Raw genomic sequence first — 15,735 nt, forward strand, 5'->3', positions numbered from 1 at the left:
GAAGTTGCCAACAACGCGCCTACCGCAGCCTGAAGCGCTGACACCACCGGCCTCACACCGACACGGCCAGGTCCTCCAGGCGGACCGTGCTGAGCGACTGCTCCGCACGCTCCCCGCCCACCGGCTGGGCACCAGTCTGACCAGTCACCTTGCTGCTCCGTCGATACATCAGGCGATCGCGCTCGATCCGCGCGACCAGCGCAAGTCAGCCTGAACGATCAGTCCCGCTGACCAACCCAACGCGACACATGTGAACGATTTGATCTGAAACACAGAAGCGAAGCAGGAAACGAGACACATGACCGTCCGATTCGGACTCGGATCCGTACGGCGCAAACTCGCCGGACCTGGACACGGTCTCATCCAGACACGGCCACTGCGGCGAGAAGTTGTCCGTTCGCATGCGGTCGATCGCGCCGAGCGCGTGTCTTTGACGGGTATCTGCCGATCGGCAGATACCGCCGACCGGCCGGGAACAGCACCATCGAACGTATGCGAAAGATCTTTACCGTTCTCGCGGTCGCGGTCAGCGCCGCAGCGGCACTGCCCGTGCCCGCCGCCGCCACCGTCGGCCTGTCCTGGGGCGACTGCCCTTTCGAAGGGCCGGCTGAGTGCGCGATCGTGGACGTGCCGCTCGACTACCGGAACCCGGGAGGTGAGCGGCTCGGTGTCCACGTCTCCCGGCTCCGTAGCACCCGCCTGGACCTGCGCCGGGGTGTGCTGGTCATGAACCAGGGTGGGCCGGGCCCGCATCTCGCCGACACCGCGACCATCCACGAGCTGGTGCCCAGGAGCGTGCTCGACGCCTACGACATCGTGAGCTTCGACCAGCGCGGCTTCGGCGCCAGCGCACCCGTCCGGTGTGGACTCGAGCCGTCGGAGCAGTTCACCTTTCCGTGGCCGCTCCCGGGCGGCGAACCCGCGATGCGGCAGCGTGCCCGCCGGATCGCCCAGAAGTGCGCCGGTCAGGCACGCATGCCGTTCCTGGGCACCGCCAACGTCGCGAGGGACGTGGATCGGATCCGGGCCGCGCTCGGGGAGGAGCGCGTCAGCTTCCTCGGCGTCTCCTACGGCACCTATCTCGGCGTCGCGTACGACAGCATGTTCCCCAGGCGGGTCGACCGCATGCTGCTCGACAGCAACGTCGACCCGACCGCCGCGTGGCGGGGCACCTTCCGCGAAAGCATGACCACCGGGGTCGAGGTCCGGTTCGGCGACTTCGCCGCCTTCCTCGGGCGCGACCGTGCCGAGCTGCAGCACGAGTACCTCGACCTGGTGCGGCGGCTCGACCAGGCCCCACTCCCCACGCCCAGCGGCATGCTGACCGGCAGCCATCTGCGCATCACTCTGTTCGCGAGCCTGTACGACGACGACACGTTCCCGCTCGCCGCGCGCATGCTGGTGGCCGCCCGCGACCGGGACGCCGCGGCCACCGCCGAAGTCGGGGACCAGCTCGGGGTCTGGTACGACGACGACAACGACGCCTCCGGCGAGCTGGGGGTGTTCTGTGCCGATGGCACGTTTTCCCGGAACGCCGCGACCTACGCCGCGCAGGCAGCGGTCGATGCCCGCCGGTACCCCTTGACCGGCGGGGCCGGCGCCGCGATCGTGCCGTGCGCGTTCTGGGCGAGCGACCCGATCGACCAGCCGATCCGCGCCAACCCGCGGGGCCGGTCGAACATCCTGCTGGTCAACAACCTCCGCGACCCGGCGACCACCCATGGCGCCGCGACCGCGCTGCGCCGCCAGTACGGCGACCGGGCCCGGCTCGTCGGCGTCGACAAGGGAGGGCACGCCGCCTACCTGTTCGGTGGCAACGCGTGTGCACAGCGGATCGGCACCGACTTCCTCACCCGTGGTGCCCGTCCACCGGACCTGACGTGCCCGAGCAGGCATGCCGCGCTGGCCGGGGACCTCGAGCATCTCACCGGTGTCGAGGGGGCGCCGGGTGCGGCCGCCGAGATCCGCGACTCCGCCGGGGTGGTCCGGTTCCAGAGCGGGGTGGCCGACCTCGCCACCGGCAGGCCGATGCTGGCAGGCGACCGGGTCCGGGTCTTCAGCAACACCAAAACGTTCGTGGCGACCGTGGTCCTGCAACTGGTCGCGGAACGCCGCGTCGAGCTGGATACCCCGGTCGAGCGGTACCTGCCAGGATTGTTACGTGCCACCGGCAACGACGGCCGGGACATCACGATCCGCCAGCTGCTCCAGCACACCAGCGGCCTGCCGGACTTCGACTCCGCGGTGTTCGGGCCCGGCGGCTACCCACGCCACCGGTTCGACCACCACACCCCGGATGAACTGGTCGCCGACGCCGTCACACGGCCCCGGTTGTCCGTGCCCGGCACCGAGTTCCACTACACGACCACCAACTACGTGGTCGCCGGCATGATCATCGAGAAAGTCACCGGCCGCCCGTACGCCACCGAAATCGAGAACCGGATCCTGCGTCCGCTGGGGATGCGGGACACGACGCTGCCCGGCGATCGGGCGACGTTGCCGGGCAGGCACGCCCGCGGATACGCGCACCTGGACGGTGACGGCCGGATCAGCGACACCGGCCGCCGGATCGACGTCACGGTGCTCAACCCGTCGCTGGTGTGGGCGGGCGGCGAGGCGGTGTCCACCCTGTCCGACCTGAACACGTTCTTCGCCGCGCTGCTGGCCGGACGGCTGCTGCCGCCCGCGCAGTCCGCCGAGATGCGCCGGACGGTGCCCGCGGACCTCATCCCTGGTGCGGCCTACGGGCTCGGACTCATGCGGGTGCCGCTGTCCTGCGGCGGCGAGTACTGGACGCACGGCGGCAGTGGCCTCGGCTACCAAACCCGCGAAGGCGCCACCGCCGACGGTCGCCAGGTCAGTATCGTGATCACCACGTCGCCTGCCACCCGCGCCCAGTCGGACGGAATGCTCGAAGCCGTGGACACCGCGCTGTGCGCGGCGCGGTAGGGGAGGATACGCATCCGTGGTCCCGCTCGTGCTTTCGACGGCGGTCGCCGCGACGACCGCCGTCGGCGGCGCCTTCCGGTGGCCCCGCTACCTGGTGCACGGGGCAATCGTCGCTTTCGGACTGTCCGTCGTGGTCACCGCCGCCTACCGCGGTCCCGGCGACAACGCCAGCGCCGCCTGGCTCCTGGTGGAGACCGTCGGGCAACTGTGCGTGCTCGTCCAGGTCGTGCGCAGACCAGTGGCGCGCATCGCGATCGCCATGGCCGTGTTCGGGATCGTCGCGGTCGGCAGTTCCCCGCTCCGGATCGGCCTGTGGCTCACTCCGCCTTCCCCGCCGGTCGAGATAGTCGCCCTCTGCGCCGTGTGGACGCTGGCGGCCACCTCGGTCGTCGGGATCGGCGCCTACCTGCGGTCACTGGACCGAGAACGCGACAGATCGGTCGCCACCGCCCGGCGGGAACAGCGGCTTCGCCTGGCGCGGGATCTGCATGACTGGCTCGCCCACGAGATGACCGGGATCGTGCTCGCCTCCCAGGCCGGGCAGCTCCACGAGGCGGACCAGGCCCACACCCTCCACCAGATCGAGGAGGCCGCTACCCGTGGGCTCGCCGCGATGGACCGCGCGTTGCGGCTGCTCCGTTCCGCCACAGACGGGCCGGTGGACAACGCCGCGACCCTCGACGAGGTGCACGAGGTCGTGACGCGGTTCGCGCACACCAGCCGCGCGACGGTCACCTGTGTGATCGCCGACCTGGGCACACCGCGCCCGGAGATCGTGGCGACCGTGCACCGCGTGGTGGTCGAGGCGCTCACCAACGTGCGCAGGCACGCGCCGACCGCGACCACCGTGCTGGTCAAGGTCGCCCGTGCCGGCACCGACGTGGCAGTCGAGGTCGCCGACGACGGCACCACCCGCCCACGGAAGCAGCGCCGCGACGGCGGCACCGGCCTGGCCGGGCTGAGCGAATGGGTCACCGCGCTGGACGGCTCGCTCACTGCCGGGCCGACGCACCCGAGCGGCTGGACGGTGCGTGCCGTGGTGCCGACGTGATCCGGGTACTGATCGCCGACGACCAGGAAATGGTGCGGCACAACCTGCGGCGCATCCTCGAGTCGGCGCCGGACCTGCGTGTGGTCGGCGAGGCGGCGGACGGTGTCGCGGCCGTCGAGCGGGCCAGGGTCCTGCGCCCCGACGTGGTGCTCGCCGACATCCGGATGCCCCGCCGCGACGGGCTCGCCGTGGCCCGGGAACTCGCCGGACCGGACGCGCCCGACCCGATGCGCGTCGTCGTGATCACGACGTTCGAACTGGACGAGTACGTGTACGCGGCACTACGGAACGGCGCGTGCGGCTTCGTGCTGAAGCGGTCTGGCCCCGCGCTGCTGATCGAGGGCGTGCGGGCGGCCGCCGCCGGGGACATGCTGGTCAGCCCACAGCTGACCCTGCGGTTGCTACGCCACCTCACCCAGCAGCGATCCCCCGACGGCGACGTGTTGACCGAACGCGAGCTGGCAGTGGCCCGACTCGTCGCCCGAGCCAGAACCAACGCCGAGGTCGCCGCCGAACTGTTCATCACACCCGGCACGGTCAAAACCCACCTCGCGAACATCCAGCGCAAAACCGGCGCCCGCAACCGCGTCGCGATCGCGGCATGGGTGTGGGAGACCGGCAATGCCGGCTGACCGGTGTCACCGCGGTCACCGCCGCCGTCATCGACGTCATCGACGACGAGGGGGAGCCGACCAGGGAGGAGTGAGCACCCGGTCAAGGGTTGCAGGCAATCCGGGCCCACACCGTCTTCCCGCCGGTGCGGGGATCATCCGGTGTCCCCCAAGCGTCGGAACACTCGTCCACCAGCTGCATTCCCCGGCCATGCGGAACCAGGCCAGCCGGGTGTCGAACCACCGGCTGAGCAGGGGAAAGATCGTAGACCTCGACAACTACCCGGCACGGTACCGGCCGGTAGGCCAGCCGCATACACGACGGGCCGGACGTGTGCTCGTAGGCGTTGGCGAGTAGTTCGTCCGCGACCATGAGCACATCAACCAGCTGATCCTTGTCGAGGTCCCGCAGTGTCCGGGACATCCAGTGACGCACTTGGTGCAGCTCCGTGGACTGTGTTCCGCGCAAATCCAGACCCCACGATCCGGCATACCCGCCGGGCTTTTGTTCAGGCATACAGATCGCATTCCCTCGCATTCGAACGCCAAACCCCGATGTCACCGCAGCAGCACCGATCGTTTCGAGCCCTCACCTGGTCGAAGGAACACCTTCGACCCATGGCGAACTCCGCGTCGAATGCGTTCGAGATCGCCTTCGATGGCGCCTCACCGTCGGAGGCAAATAAGCTTCCTCCCATCGGAGCCGCGGCGTTCGTTCGGAAACCCCGTTCTCGTGCGTTTCGTCTTTTATCGATGTGGTCGATCACGGCCGCAGGTCCTATTTCGGTAATAGCGGCACGATCCGACCCGGTCCGGCACCTGTTTTCGATGATCCGCTGCTGCTGCAGCGTGTTGGTGCTCCCTGCGCGACTTCGACGATTTATAACGCTTCAGCAGTGCTAATCAAGAATGTGTAACAAGAGGGCTGATGTGGTCGACTTCATGGTGACGGCACACGGATTCACCTGCTCGGTAATGATCGAGACACTGAATGGGTAGCCGCCAGCTTCAACAATCGGTGAACGCGACTCTGCGAGGCATCGCCGCACGCCGGTTTGCCACCCCCATGATGTGGCGAGGGTGCGAATTTCACTTTTCCACGGACAGCCGAATCAACTCGGCCCGGAATTCCAGCGAGGAAGAACGACCCATCATGCCTACAACGGGCCAGCGGTTCGCAAGTCCCCCACCGAACGATCGTGGTCGTCGGCGTGCCCTTCGGCGGGGCACGGTCCTTGCCCTGACCGTCGCCGTCGAACTCGGCTACCCGGGAGCCGCGGTCGGTGTGGCGGGGGCAGCCGGGTTCGACCGGATCATGGTGACAGTGTCGATCGACGGCACCACCGGAACCTGGGCACCGACCCAAACCACGGCCACGGCACCAGCGGCGACCGAGACCACGACGGCATACCCCGGACCTCTTCCGGATCAGCCGGGCACTCCGGCCGCACCCGAGACGACACCGGCCACACCTACACCGTCCGGCACCACACCGGTCGACGAACCACCCGGCCCAAGCGAGTCGGAACCGCTGACCCGGCCCTGACACATCGGGCCACCCACCCCGGCCGGTGCGACCTGCCCCACCCATGCGGCCTCCCGGCCACGGTTTCCACCTCTAGAAGGAGAATCACCATGCGCATCACCAAGAGAGCCAAGCCTGTCATCGTCGTCGCCGTCGCCGGCACGGTTTTCGGTCTCAGTGGCTTCGCGATCGCGTCGTTCGTCCAGGACAGCACCGCGGGCGGAGTGTCCGGCTCGGCCGAGGCGATGTCTCCCGCCACCGTGACCGGCGCGCAAACCGGTGTCCTGCTGCCAGGGGAAAAGGGATACGTCATCTTGACGCTGTCCAACCCGAACGCCAACGTGAAGATCAAACTGGTGTCCGTCACCGCGGGCCAGGTCGTGATCGACACCGTCGCGAACGAGACCGACAAGCCCTACTGCCAAGGCCAACTCGAACTGTCCACCGCGGGCGCGGACCCACTGCAGCCGACCCTGGCGGTAAGCGAAGCCAACTTCCCCTACAAACTGACCGACGCCGTGACACTCAAGCCCGACACCGACATTCGCTGCCAGGCCATGACCTACCACACCACCTGGATCACCCAGTTCCAGGCCGTCCGCTAAGCCCCAGGGCGACAATCAGGAGGCCAACGGGCTCGTGATTGTCGCGCGGACCTGCACCCACTGGCCTCCCGGCCGCCCGGCCGGGAGGTTCCGGCTCCAGGCAAGGAGAAAGTCCATGACTGGCACCAGGAGGGTCACCCCTGTACTCGTCATCACCGCCGTGGGTCTCAGCGCTGTCATGCTCGCCGCGTTCGTTCAGCACACCACCGCGGCCGAAGTGGCGGGCTCGCCGGAAGCCGTCACCCATGCCACGGTTCCCGGCACTCAGGTCGGTGTTCTGCTACCCGGGGAGAAGGCGTACATCACTTTGACTCTCACCAACCCACACGCCAACGTGAAGGCCAAATTGCAACCCGTCTCCGCCGGGGATGTCGTGATCGACACCGTCGCGAATCCCGCCGACAAGGCCTACTGCCACGACCAGATCGAACTGTCCACCGTCGGCGCGGCCCTCCACCGGCCCACGCTCGACCCGAACGAAACCAATCACCACTACAAAATGGTCGACGCCGTTGCTCTCAAGGCAGATACCGACATTCGCTGCCAAGCCATGACCTACCACACCACCTGGATCGCCCGTTTCAAACCCGTGCACTGAGCCCCTGGGCCCCACCGCCTGAGCGGCCGCGGTCGAGGAAACCTCCAGCCGCCCACGCCTCTCCAGCGGTCGGGGACCGCAACGCGATTGGTGTTTCCCGACCGTGGTTGCCGGTAGCTGTAGCCGGTTCACCCACCAGCACCGGGCAGGAATAATTCTGCCTGTGTCGGCGACATGAAAAAAGCTTGGTAATTCCGCCTTGTAAACAAGGCGGACAACCCTCGTGAGTGGTCGTCGACCGGAGGACCGGCCTGGGTGATCCTGGCCGTATTACTTCCGCGCTCGAGACCGGCATCCGAACGTCACCCCAATGCCGAACGGCCGCGCCGTTCCCGAGGCGCGGCCGTTCTCATCGTCCCTGTTTGTCCGGGTCAAGTGACTGGATCAACGGATGGAGTGGGTGGCTTGTGGCGTGGCCGGTAGGAGGCAGCTGTAGCTCAGCGGAAGCAGGTTCACGAACGTTCCGCCTGCTCCGACGCAGATGCCGCCGGCTTCCTGGACGCGGCGGTTGGCTGGGTTGAGGGGGTTGAACACGCAGACGTAGCCCACCGGGTTCACGGTGAGGGATAGAACGCCGCCGGTCGCGGTGCACAGTTGGGTCGCGTTTCCCGTACCCGAGCCTGGCCCCGTTGTCGGCGGCGTGCTCGTGTTCTCGCAGCTGGCGTGAATGTCGGGGTCAGGCGCGGGACCTTGGCAGGTGTCGATGCCGTCACCGCCGTCGAGACTGTCCTGGCTGCCGTCATTGGAAGCGCCGATGAGGGTGTCGTTGCCCGTGCTGCCGGAGATGGTGTCGATGCCAAGGCCGCCGTTCAGGGTGTCGTTACCGGTGCCGCCGGTGATGGTGTCGTTACCGTCGCCGCCGTTGATCGTGTCGTCGAAGTCCGAGCCGGTGATGGTGTCGTTTCCGCCGTTGCCGTTGATCGTCTTGGCGGGGTTCGTGCCGCCGCAGTCGATCGTGTCGTTGCCGGGACTTCCGGTCACGACCGTACTGGTCTGGGTCACGCCGGCGCTGACGACGCAGTTGACGGCGGCGTGGGCGGTCAGCGGGGCAGCCACCCACAAGGCCGGGGCCGCGAGGGTTCCGGCCAGCATGGCGACGATTCCCCGGCGGACCGGATTCTGATGAAATCTCATGATCTTCATTTCCCGAAACAGAGTGAGCGATGACTCGCACGGGCGCGGTGCGCCGGCGGAATAGAGTGGTTCGAACAGTGCGCCGCTGCGTGGATATATTGTCGACGTTCGCCTCGTTCGCACAAAAAACCTCGGTTCGTGATCTTGAACCGCGATCTTCGCGGATATGTCACGTCACCGAGGTCTAGGGGTACAACAGGCAATTTACTCCAGCGGTCGCGGAAACCGATACGGCTGTACCCCGAATGGGCGCACGCCGTCCGGGGTCGACACGAGACTGTGTTGTCCAGGCTCGGCCGAGTTCGGCATGACGGACTTCGCCTGCTGACGGAGTTCGACGCGACATCATTTCGCGAATTCCTGGTGAAATAAGGGAATCGAGGCTTCACCTCTGGGCCACCCTCGGTCTTCCGGATCGTCCGGTGGCGCTCCTGGGGACGCGTGTGCGACACCGCGCGGCCAGCGCCTCGGCTACCTGGGCGCCGCCCTCGACCCGGAACACAACGGATCCGCACACGGCGCCACCGACCTCACTTCCGCGGGACGCCGGCAGATGCACCGGATAAAGAGAGGGGCTAAACGAGTTCGGTCGGTTCATTCTTCGATTTCGAGCCTGACGTGCGGCGAAAGTGTTGTATGCGGCGGGTGAGAGGGCGCCTCGCGGCGGATATGGCCGACGGCTGACGAGGCCGCGATCGCTGGCATCCGTGGGGTTTGGTCGCGTATGGGTGACTGGCCACGGTTGCGCTTGCAAACCCTGGTGAAGGGGCGAAGGGTCGGTCGTGTCGAGGGTGTCGGTTGGTCCGGTGCCTTTCAAAAACGGCATTGGGCAGTGGCCCCAGACTTCCGGTCATCACACCACCTCGCAGGTTCGTGGCATCAGTCCCGGATTCCTTTTATCCCTTGGAAGGTTGATCATGAGATCGACAACACGCATCAGTACGGCAGGCCGGGTCGGCCGGGCCGTGATCGGTTTGGGCACCGCGGCCGGGTTCGCTCTCGCGGTTCCCTCGCAGGCGTGGGCGCTCCCGCCGGGATGTACCCAAAGCGGCGCCAACTTCACTTGCACCGCCGGGATTCCCGCCGGTCAGGTGCTGGACGGCACCGCGGGGAACAACATCATCACCATCACCGGTGGGGCGGTGAACGGGACCGTGAATGGTCTTGCCGGTAACGACACGATCAGGGTGACCGGCGTCGCCGGGGCCCTGGGCGCCAACGGTTCTCCGGGTGCGGCCGGTAACGCGGGCACTCCCGCGGGTACCGCGGGTGGCAACGGCGGGGCCGGGAACGTCGGCGGGTCCGGGGTGGGGGCGACCGGTGTCATCAACGCCGGTGACGGCGCGGACAGCGTCACTGTCCTCGGTGGTGCGGGAGGCAACGGCGGGAACGGCGGCCAGGGCGGGGCGGGCTTCGCCAGCGGTGCCGGTGGCGCCGGTGGGAATGGTGGTGTCGGCGGGATCGGTGGTGCCGGTAACGCCGGGACTGTCACCGGCGGCGTCGGCAACGACACCGTCGTCCTCACCGCGGGCAGGGGCGGTAACGGCGGTCTTGGTGGACTTGGTGGTAACGGTGGTGGTGTCGCCGGGGGTGCGGGTGCCGGGGGTATCGGTGGCGCGGGTGCGGCCGGTGGTGTCGGGAACTCGGGAGCCTATAACGATGATCTCGTCGATCCCGGGCTCGACAACGTCACCGCCAACGGTGGTGCCGGTGGTACCGGCGCGGCCGGTGGTGTCGCCGGCTGCGGTCAGGGCGGTGGCGCTGGTGGTGTCGGTGGTGCCGGTGGAGCGGGTGGTGTCGGGAATTCCGGGACCATCGGTGGTGGTGCCGGTGCCGACACGGTGAAGTCCAATGGCGGGGTCGGCGGTAACGGTGGTGTCGGTGGCAAGGGCGGCAACGGGTCCGCCTCTGTTCAGCCCGGTGGCGCCGGTGGCGTCGGCGGTGCGGGTGGTGCCGGTGGGATCGGGAACTCCGGCACCCTCACCGGCGGAACCGGTGTCGACGTCATCACCGCGACCGGTGGCAAGGGCGGCAATGGTGCCGTCGGCGGTAATGGTGGCACTGGTTGCAGTGGTCCTGGTGGTCCTGGTGGCATCGGCGGTGCCGCGGGTGCCGGCGGTCTCGGGAACTCCGGGACCATCAACGACGGGGCGGACACCATCACCACCCCGTCCGGCGCCAGTGGCCTCGCTGGCGGCAACGGCGTCGCCGGAGTCAACAACGGCGGCGTCTGCACCTGCTGACCAATGATCTCGAACCGAAGGCGACATCACCGGCAACACCGGGGATGTCGCCGTCGGCAAACCTGTCCCACCGTTGTTGCCGTACGACCACCGCCACGCCTCTGTTCTCTGGCACCCGGCCGGGAGGACCCACGATGAAGATGCCGGACCGCGATCGCACTCCGATACGGTTCGCCGTGCTGACCACGGTCACCGGTGGTCTCGTTCTCGCCGGGGTTCTCGCGATGCTCCGTAGCGATGTGCTGATCGCGAAGGTGCCAGCGTGGACTCTTCTGGTCGCGGGCGTGCTGGCCGCAGCTCCACTTCTGCGGCGGGTGCTGTGGACCAGACGCACACGTCGGGCATTCATCGTGACGTCGGCCTTCAGGCAGAAGTACTGGCTGGCGGGCTTCGTGCAACGCCTGCACCGCACGCTGGACCGCGACAACATCGACCTGGTGCTGAAGGTGCCCGACCGGGATTACGACTCCGCCGCACAGGCGCATCACTTTCGAAGGATCTTGGCCACGCGCCACAGCTACCTCGGCGGGGTCATCGTCGCGACCGAAGTAGACCGTCTCCGGCCGGATCTGGTCGACTTCTGCTCCGAACTGACCTTGCCGGTGGTCTTCACCGACATCGAACCGTTCGACGACGAGAATCAATACCCAAGCAACGCCGCCTTCGTCGGCTACCTCAGTTCAGACCTCGGAACTCTCGCGGGCCGCTGGCTGGTGGCACACCTGCGCAAGGGCGACAGACAGCGAGCACACGTGCTGATCGTGGCCAGCGGGCAACATCAGGCCCGGCAAAGCCAGTGCACGGCTGTCTTGCAGGCCGAGTTGCCCGGCGTTTCGATCACCGTCAACGACACCTGCGCCTTCCATCGCGCACGCGCCTACGACGCCGTGCTGTCCCACACTCGACTGCTCGACTCGCGGCAAGATCGTCTGGATGCCGTGTTCTGCACCAACGACGAGATGGCGCTAGGCGCTGTCGACGCCCTCCGAGCGATCAACTCCTTTGTCACGACGGACACCGTGGTCATCGGCGTTGACGGAACCATCGAGGCGCGGACCCTGATCGACGCCGGCACGAGCCCCCTGCGAGCCACCGTCGTCCAGGACTCTCATCGCCTTGCCGAGAGTGTCGTCGATGTCCTGGAGAAGATGCACAAGCGCCGCAAGACAACGAAACGCACCATCCTGGACCCGGAAGTCCACGAAACAAAATAGCGGTTGCTTTCAGGGGAGTCGCTTGTTACGTCGGCCTACCGAGTGAAGACTAGTGTCGCGTGATCCTGCCTGCTTGATGTTGGGTTTTGTTCCTCGGACGGCGATCTCGCGTGATCAGACGGCGGTTACGCGTGATTGGACGGCGATCTCCGGAGATCGCCGTCTGATCACGGGTAAGACCTGCAGGATCACGCGACACTAGGTTGTCACAGGCCGATCGTGAGGCCGAGCACACCGGAGATCAACGCCAGGATCGTGTCATTCGCGTATGAGTACTCACATTCGAATATATCGCTAGTTGCCAGGAGAACGCGACGGTTCTGTCCACCGGTCCTGCTCGGGTTCGAAGAAGTTGCTGACGTTCCTCACGCGACCGACCACGCAACTACTCTTCTCGCTCAGGATCACGCCGCCGCGGATTGCGTTGTCTGCCTCGCTCTCCCCGCCGCGAAGCTGAGGAGCCGGAGCGTGACCACGTGGAACCGGTGGACGGTTGCGCTGGTGGTGCTCACCGCCGGAGCGAGGGTGGTCGTCTTGACGTCACGTTCCCCTGCGGGGCTGGACTCCGCAGCCAGAGACGGCCTGATCGCCGGACTGGTAGCTGTCGCGCTGGCGATCACCTATTAGGTACGTCGAGCACCGAAACCAGTGGACGACGGACCCGATCTCGGTGTCCGAGGCGGTCGTGATGACGAGTCCCTGACCGCCACCAGAGGACCTGCGCCGCTGTCGCACGCAGACGGCAGCACTTTGGCCCACAGTCGAACCGGCGGTAACAGGATGCGGGCCGAGCGCGACTGGGGGAGGGGATCGCTTCGATGAGGGGTGGCTGAGTATGAGGCTGGCTGTCGGAGGGGTCGGCGGTTGGCTGGTCCAAGCGTTGCCCGATATCTCCAGCAATCTGATCGCGGCGGCCATCGGGGGTGTGCTGGTCTGGTTGTCGACGACTGTGAGACGGCGCCTCAGGCTGGTCCGCGCGCGGAGGTTCTGGCGGGCGTTGGGGGGCCGTCACCCGTTGATCGTCTTGGGGGCTCATGACTTCGGGCAGCAGCGGCGGTGGGCCAGAGCCGGTGTGGTGGGCATGGGGGATATCGGGGCGCTGGTGGAAATCGAGGCCCAGCTTCGCAAGCTGGGCTTCGCTGGAAGGATCGCGGAGTCGAAGCAGTTGTCGCCGCGTGAGCTGAGTTCGGACCTGGTCCTGATTGGTGGGCCGGTGGCGAATGCTGTGACGAGGACGATGTTGGCGAAGCTGAACGGAGTGGTCTCCTTCGCTTTCGCCGAAGATCCGGAGCACGCGGCGGCTGTGGTGCGCGATGTGAGCACCGGCCGCGTGTTGGCACCGCGATACGACGAGTCAGGCTATCCGGTCAGTGACTATGCCTTGATCATCCGGACGCCGAACCCGCTGGCTCCGGATACGTCGGAGATCGTCATCGTGGCGGGGTGCTGGGAACATGGCACCGCGGCCGCCGCGGAGAAGCTCGGAGACCGGAAGTTTCTCCGCAGGATGAAGAAGATGAAGCATTTCGAGGTACTCGTCGAGACTACGGTCGTGAACGGTGCCCACTACAACGCCAAGCTCGTCGAAACCCGGCGGATCCCGGCAGGTTGACGCTCCGGGCCTCCCGAGAAATGGGCCTCCCGAGAAATTCACGGGCTCCGTAGAGCACGTCGGTGACACCTTCGGTGCGGAGTCGTCGACGCCACTTGGACATCCGTAGTATCTGGCCTCGTCTGTCGCGGTCTGGTCATCCAAACTATGGGGCCGCAGAACTCGCCCGAGCCCAGGACTTCTCGAGTGTGGTGCAATCGACACAAGCTCTGGACCGCACGATCGTCGGGTGGACGGCGAGGGCTTCACCTCCCGGGGCTGGAATCTGCCAGCCCCGGCGCTCGCGGAGAACTCACCAGGGATGCTGCTCTCGCACTATGCCTTGGCGCAGGCGACGAGGACACCGATGGTCGCGGTGGCGGCCGTGGCGTACGCGGCCGCGCTCGCCGCCGCGGCCGTGGCGGCAGCGGTGCTGAACGCACCCAGGTTGGCCGCGGCATCGTTGATCGCGGCGGGCGTCCCGGTGAGCACACCCTCGGCGAACGCCTTGGCCGCGGCGGCGGCGGCGGCCGAGTCGGCGACCTTGGCCGCGGCGACGGTGGCCGAGTTCGCGGTATCGACCGCGGCGGCGATAGCGCTGGCACAGCTTGCGGGAGGGGCGTTCGCCGGTGCCAGATCCGTAGTGGACGCAGTGGCACTGGCCGGCGCCATGGTCAGCATCGCGAGGGCACCGACAGCGAAGGACGAGGCCGCGATACGGCGAAGGTTCATATTCATCAGCGGAACTCCTGGATCAGGAATGAAGAGCGAGTCCCGGCCGACCCGGTGAAAAACCGAACCACCGGAACAAAGACGGCTGAAAGTGAACCGGCTCATACAACAAGTGGAGCACCGAACGCATATCAAATACGAAAAGGCACCCGTACGTGTCCACCTGGCGAGAGTGCTCGGCGCCGGTGTTCACCGGCCGATCTCCGTTCAGTGGCGCGACGACCTCGACGAGTTCAACTCGTCACCGAGCACGTCTTCGCGCTCGGTTCAGCAGCGTGCCGGCAGGACTCACGACTCCGTCGTGGCTGCGGTCTCACCGACGAACCGCGATGCTCCGCCTGGTCGTCAGCCACCGAAGCTGGGCGTTCGCGCTTACCGGGCTCGGCAGGTCCTGAGGTAGCTGAGGAACGAGGCTTGCAGGCCGGTCACGTGCGTTTCGCGCAGGACCGCGCTGGTGACGGCTCCGCCGCGTGAGGTGAGACGGTGCAGCAGGGTGGCTGTGTTCTTCGTGAGGTTTTGGTAGATGGCCAGGTCTCCGAGCAGCTCTCGCTCGTTGAGGGTCACGTGAAGCTTGACGGCATGCTGCCTGTCGCCCATCTCTTGGAGCTGGGTGAAGATCTGACTGTTTTCACTGGCGACGCCGGGGCTGCCCGCTCCGATGCTCTCGAAGAGCGTGCCGCCGGTGAGCCAGGTGTAGAGGCTGAAAAGGCCGCCGTAGGAGTAGCCGAAAAGGCCGTGACCGCTCGTGGCTGTGCCGTAGTCGCGTTCGATCCGCGGGTGCAGTTCCGCGGTGAGGAAGCTCAGGAACGCGTCGGCGTGGGTGTCGCGCAGTTCGGCGAGGTAGGCGTCGGATTCCTCGCGTGTCCTCGCGCCCGCTTGAACTCCCATCTCCACGGCGTCGATGAGTTCCTTGGCGATGGGCTCGCCGGGTGGCACGAGGTCTCTGTTGCGCAGCCGATCCCAGTGCTGCGCGTCTTCGCCCGCGTAGCCGACGCTGACCTGGATGTAGGGCTGGATCCGCTGCATGGGGTCCGCCTGGGTGACGATGAGCGGAGCCGTCATGCCCACGGCCCAGTTGCCGTCGAGCACATACACGGCAGGCGCTCGCGTCGTGGCGGGGTCGTAGCCCGGTGGCGTGGTGACCCAGACGCCGTAGTCGTGCCCACCGCTGGAGCGCATCTCGAAGTAGTCGGTGTCGGCGAGGCAGCCGTGCCACATGGTGCTCATCGGAGGTCCTTCACAATACGTCCGGCTTGGACGACGAGTACGGCGTTGGCGGGGTCGGCGAAGAGCTTCGGATGTTCGAGCGGGTCGCCGTTCCAGAGCGCGCGGTCTGCCCGCGTGCCGGGAGCGATGGCCCTCACCCGGCTGGCCAGGCCAAGAATCTCGTGGCCGCGATGAGTGCTTCCATCGGCGTCTCCAGCTCTGCGCGCACCATGAGTTCTTCGCCTCGACGGTCCTGAGCCGGACCGAGGAGATCGG

At 67.0% G+C, this 15,735-nt stretch carries 15 protein-coding genes; 10 read left to right on the forward strand and 5 right to left on the reverse strand.

The window, feature by feature from the left end; translation table 11 throughout:
* The first annotated feature begins 492 nt into the window (after nucleotides 1–492).
* Genes ACM6LR_RS23595 through ACM6LR_RS23605 form a run of 3 tightly spaced genes read left to right on the forward strand, consistent with a single transcriptional unit; the run spans nucleotide 493 to nucleotide 4,632 of the window.
* Nucleotides 493–2,949, forward strand: coding sequence for an alpha/beta fold hydrolase (locus tag ACM6LR_RS23595; protein ID WP_414944500.1), 2,457 nt, complete (start codon nucleotides 493–495; stop codon nucleotides 2,947–2,949).
* A gap of 16 nt (nucleotides 2,950–2,965) precedes the next feature.
* Nucleotides 2,966–4,000, forward strand: a complete 1,035-nt coding sequence (locus tag ACM6LR_RS23600) for a sensor histidine kinase (protein ID WP_414944501.1) — start codon at nucleotides 2,966–2,968, stop codon at nucleotides 3,998–4,000.
* Nucleotides 3,997–4,632 carry a response regulator gene (locus ACM6LR_RS23605; RefSeq protein WP_414942729.1) on the forward strand — a complete coding sequence of 212 codons (636 nt, stop codon included), beginning with the start codon at nucleotides 3,997–3,999 and terminating at the stop codon, nucleotides 4,630–4,632. The genes ACM6LR_RS23600 and ACM6LR_RS23605 overlap by 4 nt, the downstream gene beginning before the upstream one ends.
* Before the next feature lie 82 nt (nucleotides 4,633–4,714).
* On the opposite strand, the gene ACM6LR_RS23610 is transcribed toward ACM6LR_RS23605, so the two are convergent.
* Complete coding sequence (locus ACM6LR_RS23610; RefSeq protein ID WP_414942765.1) at nucleotides 4,715–5,149, reverse strand: ATP-binding protein; 435 nt, start codon at nucleotides 5,147–5,149, stop codon at nucleotides 4,715–4,717.
* A gap of 615 nt (nucleotides 5,150–5,764) precedes the next feature.
* Here ACM6LR_RS23610 and ACM6LR_RS23615 point away from each other — a divergent pair.
* The 3 genes from ACM6LR_RS23615 to ACM6LR_RS23625 all read left to right on the forward strand — a co-directional run bounded on the left by ACM6LR_RS23615 (nucleotide 5,765) and on the right by ACM6LR_RS23625 (nucleotide 7,339).
* Nucleotides 5,765–6,157 carry a hypothetical protein gene (locus ACM6LR_RS23615; RefSeq protein ID WP_414942730.1) on the forward strand — a complete coding sequence of 131 codons (393 nt, stop codon included), beginning with the start codon at nucleotides 5,765–5,767 and terminating at the stop codon, nucleotides 6,155–6,157.
* 89 nt (nucleotides 6,158–6,246) lie between these two features.
* Nucleotides 6,247–6,741: a hypothetical protein gene (locus ACM6LR_RS23620; RefSeq protein ID WP_414942731.1), complete on the forward strand. Its 495-nt coding sequence runs from the start codon at nucleotides 6,247–6,249 to the stop codon at nucleotides 6,739–6,741.
* 115 nt (nucleotides 6,742–6,856) lie between these two features.
* Nucleotides 6,857–7,339: a hypothetical protein gene (locus ACM6LR_RS23625; protein WP_414944502.1), complete on the forward strand. Its 483-nt coding sequence runs from the start codon at nucleotides 6,857–6,859 to the stop codon at nucleotides 7,337–7,339.
* A 384-nt stretch (nucleotides 7,340–7,723) separates the two neighbouring features.
* Here the strand turns inward: ACM6LR_RS23625 and ACM6LR_RS23630 are convergent, their stop codons facing one another.
* Complete coding sequence (locus ACM6LR_RS23630) at nucleotides 7,724–8,473, reverse strand: calcium-binding protein (RefSeq protein WP_414944503.1); 750 nt, start codon at nucleotides 8,471–8,473, stop codon at nucleotides 7,724–7,726.
* Between the two features lie 917 nt (nucleotides 8,474–9,390).
* Between ACM6LR_RS23630 and ACM6LR_RS23635 the strand changes: the two genes are divergently transcribed.
* From ACM6LR_RS23635 to ACM6LR_RS23650, 4 genes are all read left to right on the forward strand, one after another.
* Nucleotides 9,391–10,716: a hypothetical protein gene (locus ACM6LR_RS23635; protein ID WP_414944504.1), complete on the forward strand. Its 1,326-nt coding sequence runs from the start codon at nucleotides 9,391–9,393 to the stop codon at nucleotides 10,714–10,716.
* 176 nt (nucleotides 10,717–10,892) lie between these two features.
* Complete coding sequence (locus ACM6LR_RS23640) at nucleotides 10,893–11,930, forward strand: sugar ABC transporter substrate-binding protein (protein WP_414942735.1); 1,038 nt, start codon at nucleotides 10,893–10,895, stop codon at nucleotides 11,928–11,930.
* A gap of 468 nt (nucleotides 11,931–12,398) precedes the next feature.
* The gene (locus ACM6LR_RS23645) at nucleotides 12,399–12,557 is read left to right on the forward strand and encodes a hypothetical protein (RefSeq protein WP_414942736.1); all 159 of its coding nucleotides are present in this window, start codon (nucleotides 12,399–12,401) and stop codon (nucleotides 12,555–12,557) included.
* 208 nt (nucleotides 12,558–12,765) lie between these two features.
* Nucleotides 12,766–13,542, forward strand: a complete 777-nt coding sequence (locus tag ACM6LR_RS23650) for a hypothetical protein (RefSeq protein WP_414942737.1) — start codon at nucleotides 12,766–12,768, stop codon at nucleotides 13,540–13,542.
* 315 nt (nucleotides 13,543–13,857) lie between these two features.
* On the opposite strand, the gene ACM6LR_RS23655 is transcribed toward ACM6LR_RS23650, so the two are convergent.
* The 3 genes from ACM6LR_RS23655 to ACM6LR_RS23665 all read right to left on the reverse strand — a co-directional run bounded on the left by ACM6LR_RS23655 (nucleotide 13,858) and on the right by ACM6LR_RS23665 (nucleotide 15,617).
* Nucleotides 13,858–14,259 carry a hypothetical protein gene (locus ACM6LR_RS23655; protein WP_414942738.1) on the reverse strand — a complete coding sequence of 134 codons (402 nt, stop codon included), beginning with the start codon at nucleotides 14,257–14,259 and terminating at the stop codon, nucleotides 13,858–13,860.
* 366 nt (nucleotides 14,260–14,625) lie between these two features.
* On the reverse strand, nucleotides 14,626–15,480 hold the full coding sequence (locus ACM6LR_RS23660) for an alpha/beta hydrolase (RefSeq protein WP_414942739.1): 855 nt from the start codon (nucleotides 15,478–15,480) through the stop codon (nucleotides 14,626–14,628).
* Nucleotides 15,477–15,617: a hypothetical protein gene (locus tag ACM6LR_RS23665; RefSeq protein ID WP_414944505.1), complete on the reverse strand. Its 141-nt coding sequence runs from the start codon at nucleotides 15,615–15,617 to the stop codon at nucleotides 15,477–15,479. Before ACM6LR_RS23665 ends, ACM6LR_RS23660 begins: the two co-directional genes overlap by 4 nt.
* Nucleotides 15,618–15,735: the final 118 nt, after the last annotated feature.

Origin of the sequence: Amycolatopsis sp. cmx-11-32, from assembly GCF_047608695.1 — a bacterium.
Lineage (GTDB): Bacteria > Actinomycetota > Actinomycetes > Mycobacteriales > Pseudonocardiaceae > Amycolatopsis.

Coding starts and splice junctions, on each gene's coding strand:
- ACM6LR_RS23655 (WP_414942738.1), bottom strand. CDS start 14,259: ATGAATATGAACCTTCGCCGTATCGCGGCCTCGTCCTTCGCTGTCGGT.
- ACM6LR_RS23620 (WP_414942731.1), top strand. CDS start 6,247: ATGCGCATCACCAAGAGAGCCAAGCCTGTCATCGTCGTCGCCGTCGCC.
- ACM6LR_RS23595 (WP_414944500.1), top strand. CDS start 493: ATGCGAAAGATCTTTACCGTTCTCGCGGTCGCGGTCAGCGCCGCAGCG.
- ACM6LR_RS23625 (WP_414944502.1), top strand. CDS start 6,857: ATGACTGGCACCAGGAGGGTCACCCCTGTACTCGTCATCACCGCCGTG.
- ACM6LR_RS23635 (WP_414944504.1), top strand. CDS start 9,391: ATGAGATCGACAACACGCATCAGTACGGCAGGCCGGGTCGGCCGGGCC.
- ACM6LR_RS23615 (WP_414942730.1), top strand. CDS start 5,765: ATGCCTACAACGGGCCAGCGGTTCGCAAGTCCCCCACCGAACGATCGT.
- ACM6LR_RS23660 (WP_414942739.1), bottom strand. CDS start 15,480: ATGAGCACCATGTGGCACGGCTGCCTCGCCGACACCGACTACTTCGAG.
- ACM6LR_RS23650 (WP_414942737.1), top strand. CDS start 12,766: ATGAGGCTGGCTGTCGGAGGGGTCGGCGGTTGGCTGGTCCAAGCGTTG.
- ACM6LR_RS23610 (WP_414942765.1), bottom strand. CDS start 5,149: ATGCGAGGGAATGCGATCTGTATGCCTGAACAAAAGCCCGGCGGGTAT.
- ACM6LR_RS23630 (WP_414944503.1), bottom strand. CDS start 8,473: ATGAGATTTCATCAGAATCCGGTCCGCCGGGGAATCGTCGCCATGCTG.